Origin of the sequence: Marinifilum flexuosum (genome assembly GCF_003610555.1) — a bacterium.
In the GTDB taxonomy this organism is placed as follows: domain Bacteria; phylum Bacteroidota; class Bacteroidia; order Bacteroidales; family Marinifilaceae; genus Marinifilum; species Marinifilum flexuosum.
In genome coordinates, this window is record NZ_RAPQ01000009.1 from 832,229 (window position 1) to 852,577 (window position 20,349).

Annotated in this window: 17 protein-coding genes; 7 read left to right on the plus strand and 10 right to left on the minus strand. The window is 36.9% G+C overall.

Annotation, left to right across the window (positions count from 1 at the left end; all coding sequences use genetic code 11):
• Positions 1-3: 3 nt before the first annotated feature.
• Positions 4-3,192, minus strand: coding sequence for a tetratricopeptide repeat protein (locus tag BXY64_RS13355; RefSeq protein ID WP_120240481.1), 3,189 nt, complete (start codon positions 3,190-3,192; stop codon positions 4-6).
• Positions 3,193-3,443: 251 nt separating this feature from the next.
• Here BXY64_RS13355 and BXY64_RS13360 point away from each other — a divergent pair, with 251 nt between their 5' ends.
• Positions 3,444-4,169: a cell division ATP-binding protein FtsE gene (locus tag BXY64_RS13360; protein WP_120240482.1), complete on the plus strand. Its 726-nt coding sequence runs from the start codon at positions 3,444-3,446 to the stop codon at positions 4,167-4,169.
• 5 nt (positions 4,170-4,174) lie between these two features.
• The gene (locus BXY64_RS13365; RefSeq protein WP_110360918.1) at positions 4,175-4,855 is read left to right on the plus strand and encodes a rhomboid family intramembrane serine protease; all 681 of its coding nucleotides are present in this window, start codon (positions 4,175-4,177) and stop codon (positions 4,853-4,855) included.
• A 311-nt stretch (positions 4,856-5,166) separates the two neighbouring features.
• On the opposite strand, the gene BXY64_RS13375 is transcribed toward BXY64_RS13365, so the two are convergent.
• The 4 genes from BXY64_RS13375 to hypD all read right to left on the minus strand — a co-directional run bounded on the left by BXY64_RS13375 (position 5,167) and on the right by hypD (position 11,675).
• Positions 5,167-5,973 carry a M48 family metallopeptidase gene (locus tag BXY64_RS13375; protein WP_120240484.1) on the minus strand — a complete coding sequence of 269 codons (807 nt, stop codon included), beginning with the start codon at positions 5,971-5,973 and terminating at the stop codon, positions 5,167-5,169.
• 120 nt (positions 5,974-6,093) lie between these two features.
• Positions 6,094-8,127 (minus strand): thioredoxin domain-containing protein, encoded by a 2,034-nt coding sequence (locus tag BXY64_RS13380; protein ID WP_120240533.1) that lies wholly within the window; start codon positions 8,125-8,127, stop codon positions 6,094-6,096.
• Between the two features lie 198 nt (positions 8,128-8,325).
• Complete coding sequence (locus tag BXY64_RS13385; protein WP_120240485.1) at positions 8,326-9,234, minus strand: glycyl-radical enzyme activating protein; 909 nt, start codon at positions 9,232-9,234, stop codon at positions 8,326-8,328.
• The gene (gene hypD, locus BXY64_RS13390; RefSeq protein WP_245996661.1) at positions 9,234-11,675 is read right to left on the minus strand and encodes a trans-4-hydroxy-L-proline dehydratase; all 2,442 of its coding nucleotides are present in this window, start codon (positions 11,673-11,675) and stop codon (positions 9,234-9,236) included. The genes BXY64_RS13385 and hypD overlap by 1 nt, the downstream gene beginning before the upstream one ends.
• Positions 11,676-12,053: 378 nt before the next feature.
• Here hypD and BXY64_RS13395 point away from each other — a divergent pair, with 378 nt between their 5' ends.
• Together BXY64_RS13395 and BXY64_RS13400 are read left to right on the plus strand one after the other, a co-directional pair.
• The gene (locus tag BXY64_RS13395; RefSeq protein ID WP_120240486.1) at positions 12,054-12,836 is read left to right on the plus strand and encodes a hypothetical protein; all 783 of its coding nucleotides are present in this window, start codon (positions 12,054-12,056) and stop codon (positions 12,834-12,836) included.
• A 78-nt stretch (positions 12,837-12,914) separates the two neighbouring features.
• Entirely contained in the window at positions 12,915-13,445 is a 531-nt protein-coding gene (locus BXY64_RS13400; protein WP_211334495.1) for a CIA30 family protein, read from the plus strand.
• Positions 13,446-13,448: 3 nt separating this feature from the next.
• On the opposite strand, the gene BXY64_RS13405 is transcribed toward BXY64_RS13400, so the two are convergent.
• Positions 13,449-13,874 carry a BLUF domain-containing protein gene (locus BXY64_RS13405; protein WP_120240487.1) on the minus strand — a complete coding sequence of 142 codons (426 nt, stop codon included), beginning with the start codon at positions 13,872-13,874 and terminating at the stop codon, positions 13,449-13,451.
• A gap of 140 nt (positions 13,875-14,014) precedes the next feature.
• Here BXY64_RS13405 and BXY64_RS13410 point away from each other — a divergent pair, with 140 nt between their 5' ends.
• Complete coding sequence (locus BXY64_RS13410; RefSeq protein WP_120240488.1) at positions 14,015-14,380, plus strand: cupin domain-containing protein; 366 nt, start codon at positions 14,015-14,017, stop codon at positions 14,378-14,380.
• A gap of 78 nt (positions 14,381-14,458) precedes the next feature.
• On the plus strand, positions 14,459-15,331 hold the full coding sequence (locus BXY64_RS13415) for a DMT family transporter (RefSeq protein ID WP_120240489.1): 873 nt from the start codon (positions 14,459-14,461) through the stop codon (positions 15,329-15,331).
• Positions 15,332-15,360: 29 nt separating this feature from the next.
• Here the strand turns inward: BXY64_RS13415 and BXY64_RS13420 are convergent, their stop codons facing one another.
• Positions 15,361-15,981, minus strand: coding sequence for a CPBP family intramembrane glutamic endopeptidase (locus BXY64_RS13420; RefSeq protein ID WP_120240490.1), 621 nt, complete (start codon positions 15,979-15,981; stop codon positions 15,361-15,363).
• Positions 15,982-16,241: 260 nt separating this feature from the next.
• Positions 16,242-16,604 carry a hypothetical protein gene (locus BXY64_RS13425; RefSeq protein WP_120240491.1) on the minus strand — a complete coding sequence of 121 codons (363 nt, stop codon included), beginning with the start codon at positions 16,602-16,604 and terminating at the stop codon, positions 16,242-16,244.
• Positions 16,605-16,775: 171 nt separating this feature from the next.
• Between BXY64_RS13425 and BXY64_RS21225 the strand changes: the two genes are divergently transcribed.
• Positions 16,776-17,120, plus strand: a complete 345-nt coding sequence (locus BXY64_RS21225; protein ID WP_147375994.1) for a hypothetical protein — start codon at positions 16,776-16,778, stop codon at positions 17,118-17,120.
• A 451-nt stretch (positions 17,121-17,571) separates the two neighbouring features.
• Here BXY64_RS21225 and BXY64_RS13435 read toward each other — a convergent pair whose 3' ends face one another.
• Positions 17,572-18,453, minus strand: coding sequence for a bifunctional 5,10-methylenetetrahydrofolate dehydrogenase/5,10-methenyltetrahydrofolate cyclohydrolase (locus tag BXY64_RS13435; RefSeq protein ID WP_120240493.1), 882 nt, complete (start codon positions 18,451-18,453; stop codon positions 17,572-17,574).
• 68 nt (positions 18,454-18,521) lie between these two features.
• Complete coding sequence (gene ffh, locus BXY64_RS13440) at positions 18,522-19,853, minus strand: signal recognition particle protein (protein WP_120240494.1); 1,332 nt, start codon at positions 19,851-19,853, stop codon at positions 18,522-18,524.
• Positions 19,854-20,349: the final 496 nt, after the last annotated feature.

Sequence of the window (20,349 nt, forward strand, 5' to 3'; positions counted from 1 at the left end):
ATGCTACTCAACTTCTTTTTCTTCTTCTAACATTTCCTGCAACATCAACCGTTCCTCATCTAATCCTAAGGAATCACTTTTTGCAGAGTTTCCTTCGAATAGTTTTTTATTCTGAATGCTATCTGTTCCTTCAAACTGTAGTTCCACCGATTGGCTGGCAACTTCCTTCTCTTTAAGCTTTTCAGCTTCCAATAAAACATTCAGTTTTTCATGAGCGCGTTCTAAAATACCATCTTCTTTCGAGCCATAATTGTCAACAATACTTTGTAGCGTATATTTGGCCTGAAATTCATCATTCTTTTTTAGGAAAACGTCCGAAAGCAGCAAGAAACTTTCCGCCAACCAATAATGATGCGGCGAATTCATTTCAATAAAGCTATTAATTTCTTTTTCGGCTTCATTAAATTTGTTTTGAGCAAAGTAGATTTCTGCAATCCTGAATTTTGCTTCAGCTCCTTCCACACTTTGAACTTCCTTCGATAAGTTTTTGAAGTCTTTTAAAGCATGTGCTTTTCTATTCAGATTCAAATGAGACTTAGCTCTTTTAAAAGTCGCTTCACGAATCATCTCTTCTTGAATTTTGGGCATTTCCAACACATTACTTGCAGCATCAATGGCCAAATCGAACTCACCCAAATTGTATACTGAGCGCATCAAACCAACCCTAGCAACATTAATATTTTCTGGAATCTCTGCAGTTTTTATTAATCGCTGATATTGATTTTTAGATTTATCAAAACTTTTATTCCTAAAATTTAATTGAGAAGCCGCCAATAAAGCTTTTTCCGTAAATAAATTATCCGGTTGATTAATCACCTCTTCAAATCCAACAAGAGCACTTTCATAATCCTGACTATTTAAAGCAGCATCAGCCTTGTAATATTGAGCATTCAAGCTGAACATTCCTGATGGAAAATTAGAAAGATAATTTTCAAAAGCTCTAATTCCCTGGTCTGTCTCACCAGACATATATAATCTTTCTGCAGAAATATAGGTTAATGAATCCTTCTCGGAACTCCTTACCATTGAACCATTTCCTACCGATTCAACAAATGCAAAATATTCATTTACTTTATTTAAATCGACATAAACGTTCTTAAGACCAATTAATGCACTTTGCTTTTCTTGACTTTGCGGATATTCAGTAATTACTGCTTTATAATTTATAATGGCTTTTTTATATTCTTTCAGGTTGTAATTCATTAAACCCAATTGCACCAATGATTTTGCAGCAAAACTACTATTGGAGTGATTTTTAACCAATTCTTGATATAAACCGGCAGCTTCACGTTGCTTATTCATCTTCACTTTAGCTCTGGCCAACTCATACAAAGCATCATCAGAATATTGTGATGTTGGGTATTTCGTTTTCACTTGTTCAAGCAATCTGGCTTTTTCGTTCGGTTGATTTAATAATCCCATACAAAAAGCTTGTTGATACAAGGCATAATCAGCATCCCAACCTGTTGTATCAGCTGCTTTTGCATAAAATTCAGCTGCTTTATTGTATTCTCTATTCAAGAAGAAACAATCACCAATACGATTGTATGCATCCGAAACAAACTCGTTCTTTTCGTTGGCCTGATTTACAAACTTTCTGAACCAATCCGATGCCTCATCATATTTATCCAAATCGAAATTGGCATAAGCAATATTGTAATAAGCTTGTCCAAAATATTCAGAAGTTCCCGATCCTGGCGAAACCAAGAAAGTTTTAAACTGTGTAATTGCCTCTTTCAAATTGCCCAAACGATAATTCGCTTCCGCTTTCCAATATAATCTTTCGGCTGAAATATTCGAATTGTACATGCGGTATTTCCAAGACAAATCGAAAGCTTGAATGGCTTCTTCGTACTTCAGCTGTTTCATCAACTCTAATCCACGCAGGAAAGAAACACGCTGATACGCCTTCTCAATCTCAGGCGTTTTGTTCTTGATTTTATCCATGGAAGCAATGGCATCCGAATAATTTTTGGTGGTCATATACACCTTCACCAAATAATCGTAGGCCTCATCATTTCGGTCCGAATCGGGATATTTTTGCAAATATTCATCGAAGGCCTTAATGGTTTCGTTAAAAGGAGAATAAGATAGTTCGTAAGTTAGCTTGGCATAGTTAAATAAAGCATCTTGCTGCATACTCTTATCGAAATCCATTCTTGCTGCACTGGCAAATGCCGCTTTGGCTCCATTTTTATTTCCCGATTTTAAGTAAGAATCTGCCAAACAGAAAGTCGCCACCTGAAGCATTTCATCATCTTCACCTCCCACTTTTTCGAACTGTGGAATGGCCTCTTCATATCTTTTTTGCTTGTAAAGACAATATCCGTAAGCAAATTTTTCTTCGCGAACCAAGCTCTTCTTTCCTTTTTCAAGATATGGTATGGCTTTGGCATATTCCTTTTCCTGATAATAAGCCAACCCAATCATTTTGGCAATTTCATCTTGTCGCTTCACACTTGCATCATCCAAGTATTTAGGTGCATAACTTAAAAGATCCTGATATCGTTCTTGCAAAAAGTAAATCTGGCAAATGTAATAAGGTACAATTGGAGCAAAAGTTTTATTGGACTCCAACTTTTCAAATCCGCTTAAAGCGGTTTGGTAATTCTTATTTAAATAAGCAATGTGCGAATAGTAGTAATTTGCCGGAGCATTGTAATCACCCGACACCTCAATAATCTCGTAAAAATTCTTTCTGGCATTCTCATAATCCGCTTTTCGGAAATACGAATAAGCAATCTTGAATCGATATTCAGTTAAATCATCATTTTTTAACAAATAAGGATCAACCTGCTTGAACCACAACAATGCTGCTTTGTATTTTTTATTGCGATATTGCTGGCGTCCCAATTGAAAATAGGCCAATTGAATTTTATTACTTTCAGGATAATTCCTGATGAATGTTTTCATCTCCTCCTCAGCACCAGGGCGAAACAATTCAATAGAACAAAGCGCCATATAAAACTCTGCTTGAGACCTTTTTTCGGAAAACTCGGTGCTATTTCTATTTATGAACTCTTGAAACTCTTTGCGAGCAGCTCCAAAATTCTTGTTTTGAAACTTTTCATTGGCCGATTGCCAAATTTGAGAATCGGAATAATGATTTAAAGATTTTTGAGCTTGCGATGGATTGTTGATACTTATCAAAAGTAGCGACAAAAAAAACCATAATAAATATCTGCTTCTCATGCTTTTGTGTGTAGGTATTATTGTGTGAATTAATGATTCCGAAAAGTACTAAACTTGCAGTATTTCGTAATTTTTAAAACCAGCCTTAAAGGTAAAAATAATATACTTCTTTATAGTACTTTCAAACGAAGCTTCTTCAGAAAAATTGTCTCTTTTGTTAAGAATTAATGAGGAAGAAAAAAGTGATACGAGAAATAATTTTTTAGATTTGTAAATCGACGTATTTATTACAACTCGCAAAACGAACACACATGTCAGAATCTGCAATAATAGAATTGAAAAATGCTACTATCCGTCAAGCGGATAACATTATTCTTACCGATGTTAATCTGAAAATCGAGAAAAACGAATTTGTTTATTTAATTGGTAAAGTAGGAAGTGGAAAATCGAGTCTACTAAAAACTTTATATGCAGATTTGCCATTAAGAGATGGAGGTGGTTCGGTAGCTGGATATTACCTTCCAATTATCAAGCGCAAGCAAGTTCCTTTTCTACGAAGAAAAATAGGAATTATATTTCAGGATTTTCAGCTACTTACCGACCGATCGGTAAAAGATAATCTGGAATTTGTTTTAAAAGCAACGGGTTGGAAAAACAAAAAAGAAATCGAAAACAGAATTGTTGAGGTTCTGGAAAAGGTTCACATGGGTAATAAAGGTTATAAAATGCCTCACGAACTATCGGGAGGTGAGCAGCAGCGTGTTGTGATTGCTCGTGCTCTATTGAATTCTCCTGATATTATTCTTGCTGACGAGCCAACTGGTAATTTAGATCCTGAAACTTCGGATGAACTGGCGCAATTGATGATGGACATCAGTAAAAACGGGCGAACTGTAATCATGGCAACTCACCAACACGATTTACTAAAAAAATTCCCTGCCAGAACCGTAGAGTGTATCGATGGTAAATTGGTGGACAAATCAGCTCCTGAATTTATTCCGGAAGTTGCCAACAATGAAAGTGAAATCAACCAGTAATCTATTTGAGAAGACCTGAACCATACAACAAGGAATTTGAACAATTAAAACTGAAACACAGTTTAATTTTTCCACTCGCTTTTTTGATTCTCATTTGGGCGATTAAGATTTTTGAATGGGGATTGGGTTTAAACTTCACACAACTGGGTGTTTTTCCATTACATGTAAAAGGTTTATTGGGAATTATCACAAGTCCTTTAATTCACGGAGATTTTCAACATTTAATGGCCAATTCGGTTCCTTTTCTTGTATTGAGTTGGGGAATCTTTTATTTCTATCGACCTCTGTCTTACCGAATTTTTATTCTTTGTTATCTAACTACCAACATACTGGTTTGGGTAGGAGCACGAGAAGCCTATCATATTGGTGCCAGCGGATTGGTGTACTCATTCGCTTCTTTCCTGTTTTTTAGTGGTATTTTCCGCAATTACTACAGGCTAATAGCCATTTCATTTGTTGTGGTTTTTCTTTATGGTGGATTATTTTGGGGTGTATTTCCAATCCTAAAGGATGTTTCCTGGGAAGGACATCTTTTCGGAGCCATTTCTGGCTTAACTTACGCTTTGGCTTATCGAAATGAAGGACCGCAAAAACCTCAGGTAATCCTTCCTGAAGATGATGACAGCATTCCAGAAGAAATTTGGAATTCAGAACATCTGGAAAACAAGGAAGAATTTCGAAAATGATATTTGCTCTTTAAAAGGGTACCTTTCAACCCCCAAAGGGTACCTCTCGACCCCCAAGTAGGATGTTTTTACCCCCAATGAGTACCTAAAAAACATCCTCGAAGATGTAAATTTGGTCCTCGAGGATGTTTTTTAGTGCCTTTAAGATGTTTTGAAGGTCTTTCAGTACCTAATTTTGGTCCTTCAGGATGTCTTGGAGATCCTTTAAGATGTTTTGGAGGTCTTGAAGGATGTATTTTTGGTCCTTCAGGACCTAATTTTGGTACCCGAGGACCTAAATTTGATACTCTTAGATATTTTCACGTGCCTGTTTATCTCTTTTTGTAATATTTCATTGCTTCCGGAAGGAATGCTTTTAGATTTGCCACACGTGTATCGTCTGCCGGGTGAGTTGAAAGGAATTCCGGTGGCTTTTGTCCACCACTTTCTCCCATACGCTTCCAAAATTCAACAGCTTCAGATGGATCGTAACCAGCCATTGCCATAAAAATCAATCCCATTTTATCAGCTTCGTTTTCATGAGAACGAGAGAAAGGCAGCATAACACCAACATTGGCACCAACTCCAAAGGCAGTCATCCAGATCTTTTGAGTTTCTGCAGGTTTTTCATTTAAAGCAATTGCTAAACCTTGCCCCAAAGCTTGAATTCCCATTTGCTGACTCATACGCTCATTACCATGACGCGCTACAGCATGAGCAATTTCGTGTCCCATAACTACTGCCAATCCTGTTTCAGTTTGAGTGTATGGTAAAATCCCTGTATAGAAAACCACTTTTCCTCCAGGCATACACCATGCATTTGGTGTATCATCTTCAACCAAATTAAATTCCCATTGGAAATTGGCAACTCTATCTCCCATACCATTGGCATTCATGAATTCTTCTACTGCCTTGGCTATACGATCGCCACATGATTTAACCATGGCTACTTTCGCTTTGTCTTTCGATAGTTTATTTTCCTTTAAAAAAGCATCATATTGCGTAAGACTTGTAGAAATCATTTCACGCTCAGGGAAAAGATTCATTTGTTTACGTCCGGTGATTGGAACAGTAGCACAGGCTGCTAATATAAATACCAATCCTGCTAATAGTAAGTTACGGGTTGTTTTGCTTGTCATTATTATTTGGTTTTTAGTTTATCTATTTTCACGCAGAGGTCGCAAATTTCTCATTTTTAAGATCGCAAAGCCTGAACAATGTACTTTCTGCTCTTAAATGGCTGATTATTTGCATCCACTTTATATATACTTGAATTCTTCATGTAACTGATCCAATAATTCCTCTACACTAGTAACGGGAATTTTACAGCTTCTATTTTTACAAAGATAAAAAGTTGTTTGGTTAGCAACATAACGATTTTTCAACAAAGGCAATTCACTCTCGGTTAAACTTCCTGCAATAAGTACATTAGGCAAAAACAAAGATTCTATTTTTTGTTTCTCATCCATTGCTAAATCACCCATTATCACCAATTCGTAGGTTGAATTAGCCAAGTAAAAAAACAATTGTCCCCAATTAAAATGATAGGATGGTACTTTTAACATTCGTTCGTAAACATTGGCCAACATTTGTTTCGATCTTTCCTTGAAAGTTTCCTTCTCCAGGTAGATTCCCAATACGAAAAGAGATTTTGAAATAGAAGAATTTGATGATGGAATTACATTGTCCAGCAGTTCCATTTTTCTCGCTATTAAATCAGGATCCTCATTAGATGTATAGAAAAACATTCCTGATTTTTCGTCTGAAAAATGTGCCATTACCACTTTCATCAATCGATCAGCTTTAATTAAATAATCTTCTTTAAAACTGGCCTGATATAAGGCAACGTAAGCTTCAATGGTAAAAGAATAATCATCAAGAAAAGCATTGATTTTCGAAACTCCATCCTTGTAATTTCGGAACAAATGGCCTTCTCCTTTCATCAAGTTTGTCTCGATAAAATGCATTGCTTTCTCAGCTCTTTCCAGATATTCTTGTTTTCCCAATGCCTTGTAAGCATCCACATATCCTTTAATCATCAAAGCATTCCAACTGGTTAAAGCTTTGTCATCCAAACCAGGACGAATCCTTTCTTCACGCTTTGACAACAATTTATTCGAAGCTTCCTTCACTTTCTCATCAAATTGTTTTATACTAATTCCCAATCTCTTAGCGATCTCATTTTTATCGGCCGAAATCATTAAAATGTTTCCTTCTTCCCAATTCGCTTTTTCGCTAACACCAAAATACTCGCAAAACCATTCGGCATCTTCTTTTAAAACACTTTCTATTTCTGATTTTTCCCAAACATAGAATTTGCCTTCAACACCTTCGCTATCGGCATCCAAAGAAGAATAAAATCCTCCATTTGGCAAACTCAATTCACGATCAATAAAATCCAATGTCTCCTCCATTACCCTTTTGTACTCTGGAATTTTCGTCAAGCTATATGCCTCGGCATATAAACTTACCAATTGAGCATTATCATATAGCATCTTTTCAAAATGAGGGACTTTCCAAATTGCATCCACCGAATATCTGGCAAAGCCGCTACCAATTTGATCATAAATTCCTCCTGCCGCCATTTTATCCAGTGTAAGCACCACATGATCTAAAGCTGATCGATCTTTGCTGGCATGATAATATCGAAGCAAAAACTGAAGAGAACCTGGCAATGGAAATTTAGGGGCGCGATTATTACCACCTTCAAGTTTATCGAAATCCTTCTGCCAATTTTCATAACCCGATTTCATATCATCCAAATCAAATGGTTTGAGTTCCGATTTTACTTCAATCAGTTCATTGCTCCTTACTCCTTCTGAAATCTGACCAGCCACTTTTTCAACTTTATCTTTCTCGCTTAGCCATGCACTTTGAATACCTTGTAATACTCTTACCCAATCATTCGGTCGAAAATAGGTTCCTCCAAAAAATGGTTTTCCATCGGGCATGGCAAAACAATTGAGTGGCCAACCACCACTACCCGTCATCAATTGCACAGCATCCATGTAGATCCTATCAATGTCAGGTCGCTCCTCTCTATCTACTTTAATACAAACGAAAAATTCGTTCATAATTTTAGCAATCTCTTCATTCTCGAAACTCTCGCGTTCCATTACATGACACCAATGACAGGCAGCATAGCCAATACTAACCAGTATTACTTTATTCTCATTCTTTGCCTTTTGCAAGGCTTCTTCTCCCCATGGATACCAATCAACTGGATTATGTGCATGTTGCAACAAGTATGGACTATTTTCCTGAGACAATCGGTTTGTATGTTGAACTTTCATTGCTTTCTTATTATTCTGAGAGCAAGATTCGATTGGAAACATCCCAATCAGCACGATCAGTGCTACCATAAACCTATATCTCTCAAGAAGGTGTAACATTCATTAAAGATATAATTTATTTTAAATGATTCTAAATAAAAAAGCAGCAATACCATAATGGTACCACTGCTCTCCAAACCAATATTATTTTATTACTTCCTATCCACCAACACTTGCTGAAATTCCATACTCCGCAAATATATCTTGTGCTCTTGTCAATTCATCCTCACTTGGAACCTCCATATTTTCCACCAAATATTCCGATCCCAATTTTGTATGCTTGTGTTTTCCCACATCGTGATAAGGCAACAAATTCACTTCCTTGCGCTTCCAGGGAATTGTAGACAAGAAGTCCGCCATTCTCTCAACTGTTTCCTCATCTGCATTCACGCCTTTTATAAAGGGCACTCTGATGATAAAGTCAGCATTGTTTTCCGCCAGCAACTGGATATTTTTCAATATCAATTCATTATTTACTCCTGTATATTTCCTGTGCACCTCCGACTCGAAAGCTTTAAAGTCAACCAAAAATAAATTGGTTCGCTTGGCCACTTCCAATACTACTTCTGGTTTGGCAAACAAGGTGGTATCCACAACTCGGTGAATGTCTTTTTCAGCACATTTATCCAGAATTTCAATTAAACTCTTGTAGTGCATTAAAGGTTCGCCTCCCGAAAAAGTAACGCCACCTTCCGAGTGATCAAAGAATATGGTTTCCCTTTCAATAATCTTCATCAACTCATCGCTCGAGTATACTTTCCCAGACATTTCGATAGCCTTGGTAGGACAAACCATGGCACATTTACCACACAAAGTACACTTTTCGATATCAGTTACAATACCTTGCCCCGTTAATTCCAATGCCGATTCCGGACAAATTTCAACACACTTTACCGAACCAATGCATTTCGATTCGGTATACATTTTTTGTGCATAGGGCGATATGCTTTCTGGGTTATGACACCAGACACAGGACAAAGGACAACCTTTATAAAAGATTGTCACTCTAATTCCGGGTCCGTCATTGATTGCATATCTTTTTATATCAAAAATTAATGCTTTACTCATTAAAACGATTCATTTTCTGTTCTGTCGATTACTTCCTGCTGTAAATCTGCATTCATATCATTAAAGTAATCGCTATACCCTGCCATTCTTACCAATAAATCCTTATAATCTTCAGGTGTTTTTTGTGCAGCCAACAAAGTTGCTGTATCCACAATATTAAACTGAATGTGGTGTCCTCCCAATGAAAAGTAAGATCTGATCAATTTTGATAATTTGGCAATGTCTTCATCACGCTTTAACAAACTTGGCAAGAAACGCTGATTCAACAAAGTTCCTCCTGATTTGGTATGATCCAGCTTGGTAAGCGATCGGATTACCGCTGATGGTCCATGCGTATCGCATCCGTGAGATGGTGAAGTTCCATCAGAAATGGATTTACCTGCCAGTCTACCATTTGGAGTGGCTCCCATAACTTTGCCAAAATAAACATGACAAGTAGTTGAAAGCATATTCAAATGGAAAGTTTCTCCTTTGGTATTTGGTTTTCCATCAATTGCTGCAAACAAATCATTGTATACCTTTAAGGCGATATCATCAGCATAATCATCATCATTTCCAAAGAATGGCGTATTGTTCAGAATGGTTTGACGCAATACTTCTTCTCCTTCAAAATTGATTGCTACAGCATCCAATACGGTATCAATACCAAAATTCTTATCCTCGAAAACATGTTTCTTTAGGGTTGATAAACTATCGGTTACCGTTCCCAATCCAGTACACTGAATATAGTTGGTATTGTAGCGCGGACCTGCATTATAATAATCTCTGCCTCGAGCAATACAATCATCAGTTAATACAGACAACAAAGGAGCTGGCGCATATTTGGCAAACATTCTATCAATGTAATTGCTCACCCTGATTTTCTGATCGACAACAAAATTCAGTTGCTTCAAAAATGCCTCGTATAACTCGTTGTAAGAAGTAAATGTTCTTGGATCTCCTGTTTCGATACCTGCTTTTTTGCCAGTTACCGGATCGATTCCGTTATTTAAGGTTACCTCAAGAATTTTAGGAACATTCAAATATCCAGTCAACACGTAAGCTTCCTTACCAAAGGCTCCAACTTCAATACAACCACTACATCCACCTTCGCGAGCATCTTCAATGCTTTTTCCATGTCCCAACATCTCCATGATGTAAACATCCGGATTGAATACCGAAGGATAACCATGTCCCTGACGAATTACATTACATCCTGCTTTTAAAAATCTTTCAGGAGTTCTCGAACTAATATGAATAGAACTACCTGGCTGCAAAATGTGAAGGTCTTCAATAATGTCAAGCATGATATAGGAAACCTCACTTACCCCGTCAGATCCATCTTTTCTTACACCACCAATGTTAATGTTGGTAAAATCGTTATAAGTTCCACTCTCGCGAGCTGTAATTCCAACCTTTGGAGGTGCAGGCTGATTATTCACCTTAATCCAGAAACAAGAAAGCAATTCTTTGGCCTCATCTCTGCTTAATGTTCCTTCAGCCGATTCTCTATTGTAAAAAGGTTCAAGGTGCTGATCGAAATGACCTGGATTCATGGCATCCCAACCATTCAATTCTGTAATGGTTCCCAAGTGCATCCACCAGTACATCTGAATGGCTTCCCAGAATGTTCTTGGTGCATTGGCAGGAACCCAACGACAAACCTCTGCAATATTCAACAATTCAGCTTTTCTGCTTTCATCATTTTCCTTTGCCGCCAATTCTTCAGCCATATCTGCATGACGTTCTGATAATAGAATTGCTGCATCACAAGAAATGGCCATTGCCTGAAGCTCCTCTAATTTATCTGTAGCTTCATCATCGTTCATGTAATCCAAACGATCGATATGATCCTGAATATCTTTCTTAAATTCCAGTAAGCCTTTTTTATAAATCTTACCATCTAAAGTAGTGTGGCCTGGTGCACGCTGTTCCATAAACTCGGTGAACAAACCTGCCTCGTATGCTGCCTTCCACTCCTCTGGTACATGATTAAAAATTCTTTCTCTTTGGGTACGTCCTTCCCAATAAGGAATCACTTCCTTGGAATAAGTATCAATATCTTCCTGTGAAATGGTGTATCGCTGCAACTCACGAGTATTTAAAACATTTAAGTCATCAACACTGTGGCAAGTTAACTCAGGAAAGGTTGGAACCGACTTTGGTGAAGGCCCACGCTCCCCAACGATCAATTCGCCATCGCCAATGTAAATGGTTTTGTGCTTACATATTTCGTAGAAAGTTTTGGCACGCAATACTGGAATTGAGTATTTGCCGTAATTTTCCTTGTAAAACTCAGTTTCGATTAAAGCACGCTCAATAGAAAGTGATGGTTCAGTATCAACACTTACTTTTCTAAGCTGCTTAATTCTTTCATTCATGCCCGGACCTTGTCCATTGTTTTTATCGAAGTTACTTCCCGACTTTGCCGCTCTTTGCGGAATGGTTTTATCTATGGTCATTGTTTTTCTATTAATCTATTCGAATCGATGTTTTTGGGTACTGCATATGCATTCCAGCTAGGAATATCAGTACTTAAAAATAAAATGTAGCTTGTGACAGCAAAGTGCATTAACACATTGCCATTGGAAGGACAATTGTTTAAGAATAGATTATTAAACAACTAAAAAGTCTGCGGTAACTGTATGTTAAAGTATGATTCACGTACATATCAACATCTTTTGACTGAACCAAATTTACGAAATATTATCATCTGAGATACAAATCTCAATTAAATTCTTGTTATCTATAAATGATCTTAACAAACTTATGTCACAACCACACATAATCTATGCTTTTTCATTAACTTACTGCTGCTTTTCATCTACTCGAAATAAAACATGAAATCACACCATCTTATACTCATTGCAATTATTACCTCTTTTTTATTCTTAAAGTGCACTGAACAAAAAGAACAAGTCCGATATGAAGAATTGAAATTAGCTGAACTGTTCAATTGTTTCATGAACTCTACTGATAGTCTTGAAGAACAAAAGCTTATTCATTTTTTGGATGACTCAATTGTGGAGTATCCTTATGACCATTTTTTCACATTTGAGAAATATGATTCTACCAAGAAGCAATTAAATCTTTATTTTCATTTATGCACTAGCGACATTGAATACAACATTAAACGACGAAATGCTTTCGTTATAGATATTGACAAGAAGAATAAAATCACATTAAATGGAAACAATTACTCTGACATACTTCCCATAAATGATATGATTGTTGATTTTCTTCAAAACAAAAAAGACACCAATACATTATCCGACAATACATTAAAAAACATACCTATATTAGGAGAAGTTGAAGTTAGCAAAGGAGGATTTATTCTTCATACCCAACTCATACCTGATAAAAATAATAATCAATCAAGTTGGTTGATAACTAAGAAATACATTGATATAATCCTTTCTGTAAATTATCAATTAAGAAAGTTGTCTTCTCTTAAATATTTTGAATCGGAATACTCAAAACTTAATCCAGAACAAAAGAATGCCATTAGGAAACTAAATCCAGTTTATATCATTATTTACCCAAATTGGACAATGGGAAAAATTAAACCACCACCTCCTCCACTTCCAGTTTTATCAAATAAAATTATTAAAAAAGAAAGTTAAAACATTAACATATAAGATAAAGCTAGCTACTTATAAAAGCTATTTTAAACAATTCGGCACCATACTTGTTTTCAATACATGGGAACACTATTAATTCTATTACAGATGTTAACTAATGCGGACACAAAAGTATTGGCCGATTTCACCAGTGATACAAATCTATCGGATTGGTACATTGTAAACGATGTGGTGATGGGTGGCAGATCGGATTCAGGAATTTTCCTGAACGGTGAAAACTGTGCCGTATTTAAGGGCTATGTTTCATTGGAAAACAATGGAGGTTTTGCCATGGTAAAGCACATTTTTGATCCCATTGAAATTGATTCTCATTCCAAAATAGTGATGAAAATAAAGGGAGATGGCAAGCGATATCAAGTACGATTAAAATCACAAACTTCCCAGTCTCACTCACACATCAATTACTTCACCACTACAGGTGATTGGCAGGTTATTGAGATCCCATTCAAAGATTTCTATGCCAGTTTTCGTGGCAGACGCTTGAGTTATCCGAATTTTAATGCCGATCAATTGTCGGAGGTGGCATTTTTAATCGGCAATAAAAAAGCTGAGGAATTTCAATTGAAAATCAAATGGATTGCTTTGATGTAAGCATCAGGTATACTTCATGAATTTCACAATTAAATCAACAATGGCTTGTGAACTTTGCTTAAGTGCTTCTCTTATGTCGTCGGAGGACATTACATCGGTAAAGCCTGGTAAATCTTTCGAATCTTCTTTGCTTAATTTCTGATACCCCATACTCCACTCCGGGAAAGATCTTTGATCGATATCCTCTTCTAATATCTTTACAATATTGGTGTGGCGATTATCATTCTGCAAGCGATTGTAAAGAGTACTAATCTTGTCTTTTTCTCCTTCTATCACCTGAATAAAAATCTCATCATTATAAAGAAGTAAACCTGTAACTCCGTTTGCCAAGTTCTTTGGTCTGATTTCAGACAATAACTCATCGAGCTCCAACTCCGAAAGTTGGTTCCTCGAAAAGCTAACATATACGATATGAATTAGATTAGGCATAGACTAAAGTTACAAAAGATCACCAGTCTTTTTATATAAATTAATCAATATACATATACTTTGTAGTATCACCCATCAAAAAAGCCATATCAATCACCAATCTTTAATTATATTAGGCTCTATTATTAAAAACCGATAGCATGAAGATCAACTTAAAAGAGAACTTTGACAATATTAAAAATTACTTTTCACCCAAAGTACTTGGCGAAGTAAATGATGTATATGTAAAAATTGCCAAAATCAAAGGTGACGAACTGCCATGGCACGACCACAAAAACGAAGATGAAATGTTTTTGATTATCGAAGGAAGTCTGCTAATGGAAGTAGAAGGAACAGAACCTTTTGTTATGAATGAAGGCGATTTATTTATCGTTAAGAAAGGACTTCAACATAGGGTATCATCGGCTAATGAATGCAAAATCATGTTAATTGAAAACAAATCAACAGCACATACAGGCGATATTAAATCTGATATCACAAAAGATATTACGGATCAACTTCAGTAACATTTTCAACATTTTTGTAATGTAAGTACCATAAAGCTTCTACCTTTGCGGAATCAAATCCACACAAAACAAAACCACATGAAAAGGGAAGGTACGGCCTATGGCATTTTCCTGATGATACTATCTGTAATAGCATTTGGCATAATGGCTACTCTGGTACGAAGCATGTCCCATGTTAGTACTTACATTACTGTATTTGTACGCTTTGCAATTGGCGTTGGCATTATTGGCATACTGGCCATGATGCGAAAAATAGATCTCAAATTTGTTCGCAGTCCTTTACTTCTTCTAAGAGGAATTACCGGTACAGCATCGGTTGCTTTATTCTATTTGGCTATTGTAAAAATTGGTATGGGAAAAGCTTCGGTTTACTCCTACTCCTATCCTTTGTTTGCATCCCTACTTAGTGCAATTGTACTGAAAGAGAAAATACAAGCCAGCAAATGGTTGATGATGTTTGTAGCTCTTATTGGCATTGTGCTGGTTTCATTTCAGTTTACCGAAACTGGCAAATCGTGGAGTTTTGGTTGGTTCGATTTCCTTGCCATGCTTAGTGCCATTACCAATGCTGTATCTATTTTAATCGTGAAGAAGTTACATGGCACCGATAATTCATATGCCATCTTTTTTGCTCAATCCATAGTTGGATTCTGGATATTTCTCGTTCCCGCCAACCTTCCTGAACTAACCGGACCGATTACCAGTAGTTATATATTAATATTTATAGGTCTGGCATCGGCATGTGCACAACTGTTGAATACCGAAGGCTACCGACATGTTTCCATAGCAACAGGCTCTCCTTTCCACATGCTCATTCCGATTGTAAATGTAATAATAGGAGTATTTGTTTTTAATGAGGTATTTACTACACAGGAAATCATTGGTTCATCATTAGTAGTTGTTGCCTGCTTGGGCATTTTACGATTAAATGGTCAAGCAAAACATGCTTAAATCGTCGGAAAATAAGTTTATTCAAGAATCTACATCGGCAAGTAAAAATAGATCCCCAATCCATTGGTAAATAAAATATTCCCATAGAGTGAATGCTCAAGAAATACTGCATTTAGCGATTTATTGCGCAAATATGTGTAAGAGAATATGATACTGCCAATAAAAGTGAAGATTAATGCCATCCAATTGCGGAATATGATGTGAGCCATGGCAAAACAAACCGCATTTACCAGAAGCATCACAACAGGATTGTTAAATAATAACTTGTATCGGTGATAATAAAAGGCTCGAAAAATAAATTCCTGTGTGTAAGCCGACCATATGGGATAACTCACAATTACGGCAACCCAAATCCAGAAATTATTACGTGGCAAATGAAAAAACACATCTGCTCTAAACACATAAACCCAGATTGAAGTAATGATTAAAAGAATTGATCCTTTAAGTACAAAATCCTGCCAAGGGTAATCACGTTTAATTCTAAATATTTCACGATCAAAATTCTTGTCTTTAATGATAATAAAAAGACAATAGAAGAACACAAGCACAAGGGGTATTGCTTTATGGACCGGGATCATTTCAAAATAATACAATAATGGTAGCCCAATAAATAAGAATAACATTTCCGTCCACAAATACAATCTCCTCATAACACCCCAATTTTAAAAGAAACAACAAGAACATTAACGACAATAAGAAGGATTCCCCTTATTAAGACTCGTTCTATATAAGTTACAAAAAAAGAGGCAAATTTGTTTTAAAAATGCCTCTGAAATTTAGGAATGTTATGATTTTATTGACAAACGTAAATTTGTCCTAAAATTACCTATGTTTTTGTGGATTAAATGACCTTAAATCATGATCAAAAATCATCAATTCAAGACTAATTCACATAATTACCTGATGCAAATTATGAGATCTTTTTCTGTGCTCTTCTTGCTGCAACAATCATTAAATATCCAGCAATAACTGGTCCGTATGCTACAATGTAATATCCTTTAACATCGAACCATTGAAAATAGGTCCCTAATGTTGCAATTCCACCAAGAATCATTAAAGTCCACCCAATCATTCTTAATTCTCTTGCCTTTAGCTTTCCTGATTTCTTTACCTCGCCTGAAAGAATTTTATTGTCAATTTCTCTAACCACATTTTTAATGGTATTCTCATCAATACCTTTGTCTTTCATTTCTTTTCTGATTTGAGAGAAATCCATCCCCTCAATCTTCTTTGCGTGATAAAAATCGACTAAGTCCTTAAAATCTTGTGCCATAATTGTTGTTTTGAATGATGCAAATCTAATCAGAGAGAAATGATTTTCAAAATCTAGCCTATATGATTTGTGAAGACGCAGCCGTGCTACGTCTCTACATAAAATCCGATTCGAATCATTTCCATAGCCATTAACAATGTCATACTCATAGTTAACATTGGTCATCTCCTAATGCCTAATGGTAAAGTCAATCCTGTTATTGGTACACTGCGAGTGAGCATTTGCATGCTCCTACCTGCCATTATTATCCTTTTTCCTGCCATCTGCATCTTACGACCTGATAAATACAAGCTTACACCTACCAAATGCATTGCACTTATTAACAATGAGCGTGCAGATATCAACATTGAGGGTGCAGATGGCAGGTATGAGCGTGCAGTTGGCAGGTCTCACGATGCAGATGGCAGGTATGAGCGTGCAGTTGGCAGGTCTCACGATGCAGATGGCAGGTGGGAGCATGCGGTTGGCAGGTCATACGGTGCATTTATTAACAAAGAGGCTCATATTGGCAGGTAGAACGGCTCCATTGGCAGAACAAACGGCTCCAACGGCAGGTCGAACAGTGCAGATGGTAATCGGAACGATGCAGGCGGCATGTAGAACGACACCATTGACAGAACGAACGGCTCCGACAGCAAGTCGAACGGTGTAGATGGTGATCGGAACGATGTAGATGGTAGGTAGAACGAGGACATTGGAAAAATTTAAAATAGATGGAATAAGATTTATCCATAATTCCTTCATTAGTGGTAAAGACGGCATTAATGCCGTCTCTACAGATAAAAAATAAGAGCCCATCGCTCCTGTGAATTTGAAATTCACAGGTTAGGAGTATGAGATATTTATCTCAATAATGATAAACGAGATTAAAAATCTCTTACTCCATCACCTCAGATTATAAATCTGAGGTGCATAAAAAACAGGCTCCTATAATTAGAAGCCTGCTTGAATATTTTGAATCAGAAATCTATTTGTAGATCTCTTTTTTACTTGCCAATAGTGTGTTTTGAAGTAATGAAACGATAGTCATTGGTCCAACACCACCTGGAACCGGAGTAATGAATGATGCTTTAGGTGCAACCTCATCGAATTTTACATCTCCTAGTAATTTCCATCCCGACTTGGTTTTGTCAGATTTCACACGGTGAATACCCACATCAATAATTACAGCTCCTTCTTTCACCATATCTCCAGTAAGGAATTCTTTCATTCCCAATGCTACGATTACGATATCCGCCTGACGGGTAATTTCTGCAATATTTTTGGTTCTACTGTGACACAATGTAACGGTACAATCGCCATAAGCAGCTTTACGCGACATTAAAACACTCATTGGTGTACCAACAATGTTTGAACGACCAATTACCACACAGTTTTTACCTGATGTTTCAACTTTGTAACGCTTCAACAACTCAACAATACCAGCCGGAGTTGCAGGAAGATAAGTTGGTAAACTTGCAACCATTTTACCTACGTTCATTGGGTGGAATCCATCAACATCTTTTTCCGGACGAATGGTTTCGATTACCTTGGTCTCAGAAATGTGCTTAGGAAGTGGCAACTGAACAATTAATCCGTCGATGTCATCATTCTCGTTTACCTTACGGATTTCTGCCAAAAGTTGCTCTTCGGTAATGTCATCTTCGAAACGAAATTCTGAAGACGCAAAACCTACAGCATGACAAGCTTTCACTTTAGCAGCAACATAAGTTTCGCTGGCACCATCGTGTCCAACAATCATAGCAGCAAGATGTGGAGTTTTTCCACCTGCTTTTTTAATTTGTTCAACTTCGGCAGCAATTTCCTGCTTCACCTCGTTAGAAATCTTTTTTCCGTCGATTAATTCCATGGTTTGTTAGCTTTGTTATTAAAAAAAATGCCTGACCGCAGAGTCAAGCATTTCGTATTTGGTTTTTCTTATTTTCTGCGTCCCATATTGCCCATCATTCTGGACATGTTTCCGCCTTTCGACATCATTTTCATTAATTTCCTGGTCTCGTCGAATTGCTTAATCAGCCTGTTCACATCCTGAATGGTAGAACCAGAACCATCGGCAATTCTTTTTCTTCTCGAACCATTAATCAATTTTGGATCTTCACGTTCTGCAGGAGTCATTGAGAAGATAATCGCTTCAACACCTTTAAAGGCATCATCATCGATATCGATATTCTTCAATGCTTTTCCAACACCCGGAATCATAGAAGCCAAATCTTTAAGGTTCCCCATTTTCTTGATCTGAGAAATCTGAGACAAGAAATCGTTAAAGTTGAATTGGTTCTTGGCAATCTTCTTCTGAAGTTTCTTCGCTTCTTCAGCATCGAATTGTTCCTGAGCACGCTCTACAAGTGATACGATATCACCCATACCCAAAATACGATCGGCCATACGTTCAGGGTGGAAAACATCAAGAGCTTCCATTTTCTCGCCTGTACCAACAAATTTAATTGGCTTGTTAACTACCGAACGAATTGATAATGCAGCACCACCACGAGTATCACCATCTAACTTGGTAAGAACAACACCATCAAAATTCAATCTGTCGTTAAACTCTTTCGCTGTATTCACAGCATCCTGACCAGTCATCGAGTCAACAACAAAAAGAGTTTCGGTTGGATCGATAGACTTTTTAACAGCTTCAATCTCGTTCATCATCTCCTCATCGATAGCCAAACGACCAGCAGTATCGACGATTACAAGATCGTTACCATTTGCTTTAGCTTCCTTAATAGCTGCTTTAGCAATTTTTACCGGGTTTTTATTTTCTTTATCAGAGTATACTGGAACACCAATTTGCTCTCCCAATACATGCAACTGATCAATCGCAGCAGGACGATAAACATCACAGGCTACCAACAAAGGATTCATAGAGCGTTTTGTTTTTAACAAATTCGCTAATTTTCCTGAGAATGTGGTTTTACCAGAACCTTGCAATCCGGCAATTAATATTACGGCAGGTTTTCCCTGAGTGTTGATATCAACATGAGTTCCACCCATTAACTCAGCCAGCTCATCGTGAACAATTTTCACCATTACCTGGTTTGGTTTCAAGGCAGTAAGTACGTCTTGTCCTAATGCTTTTTCTTTTACGGTATTTGTAAACGACTTGGCAATTTTAAAGTTAACATCGGCATCCAATAAAGCACGTCTTACATCCTTCAATGTTTCTGCCACATTGATTTCAGTAATTTTTCCCTGTCCCTTTAATATCTGGAATGATCGCTCAAGTCTTTCGTTAAGATTTTCAAACATTATTCTACGTATTTATATTTCCCTGCAAAAATAAAAAAATATGCGTAGAGCTAAAGTGAATCAGGAAGAAAAGTCACGAAAAATGTAAACAAATTGAAATGTGGGTTGAGAAGCTGGCATATGCAATTCACGAATGAACTTTTAACACCTGATATACATTTAGAATATACATGGCTAAAAGACGGCATAAATGCCTTCTCTACTAAAACAAAACAAATGGTGATAAATTGAAGATATTGTCTTATTCAGTTCTATCAAGCACCTCATCCCCCTGCCCCTTCTCCTTGAGCTATTCTTTATACACATTTCTATACTTGAATATAATTCAACAAAGAATTAGGTATGCAATCGTTTAATTTCTAGATTCTCCCCTTCTAGGGGAGATGGCGACAGCCAGAGGGGTGCCTCTAGCATACAACACTTATTATTTCACCCTTTAGTCTGTCGACAGTTTCCCTAAAAGGGAAACACTCAATTTGAAAATACTTTAAATGAT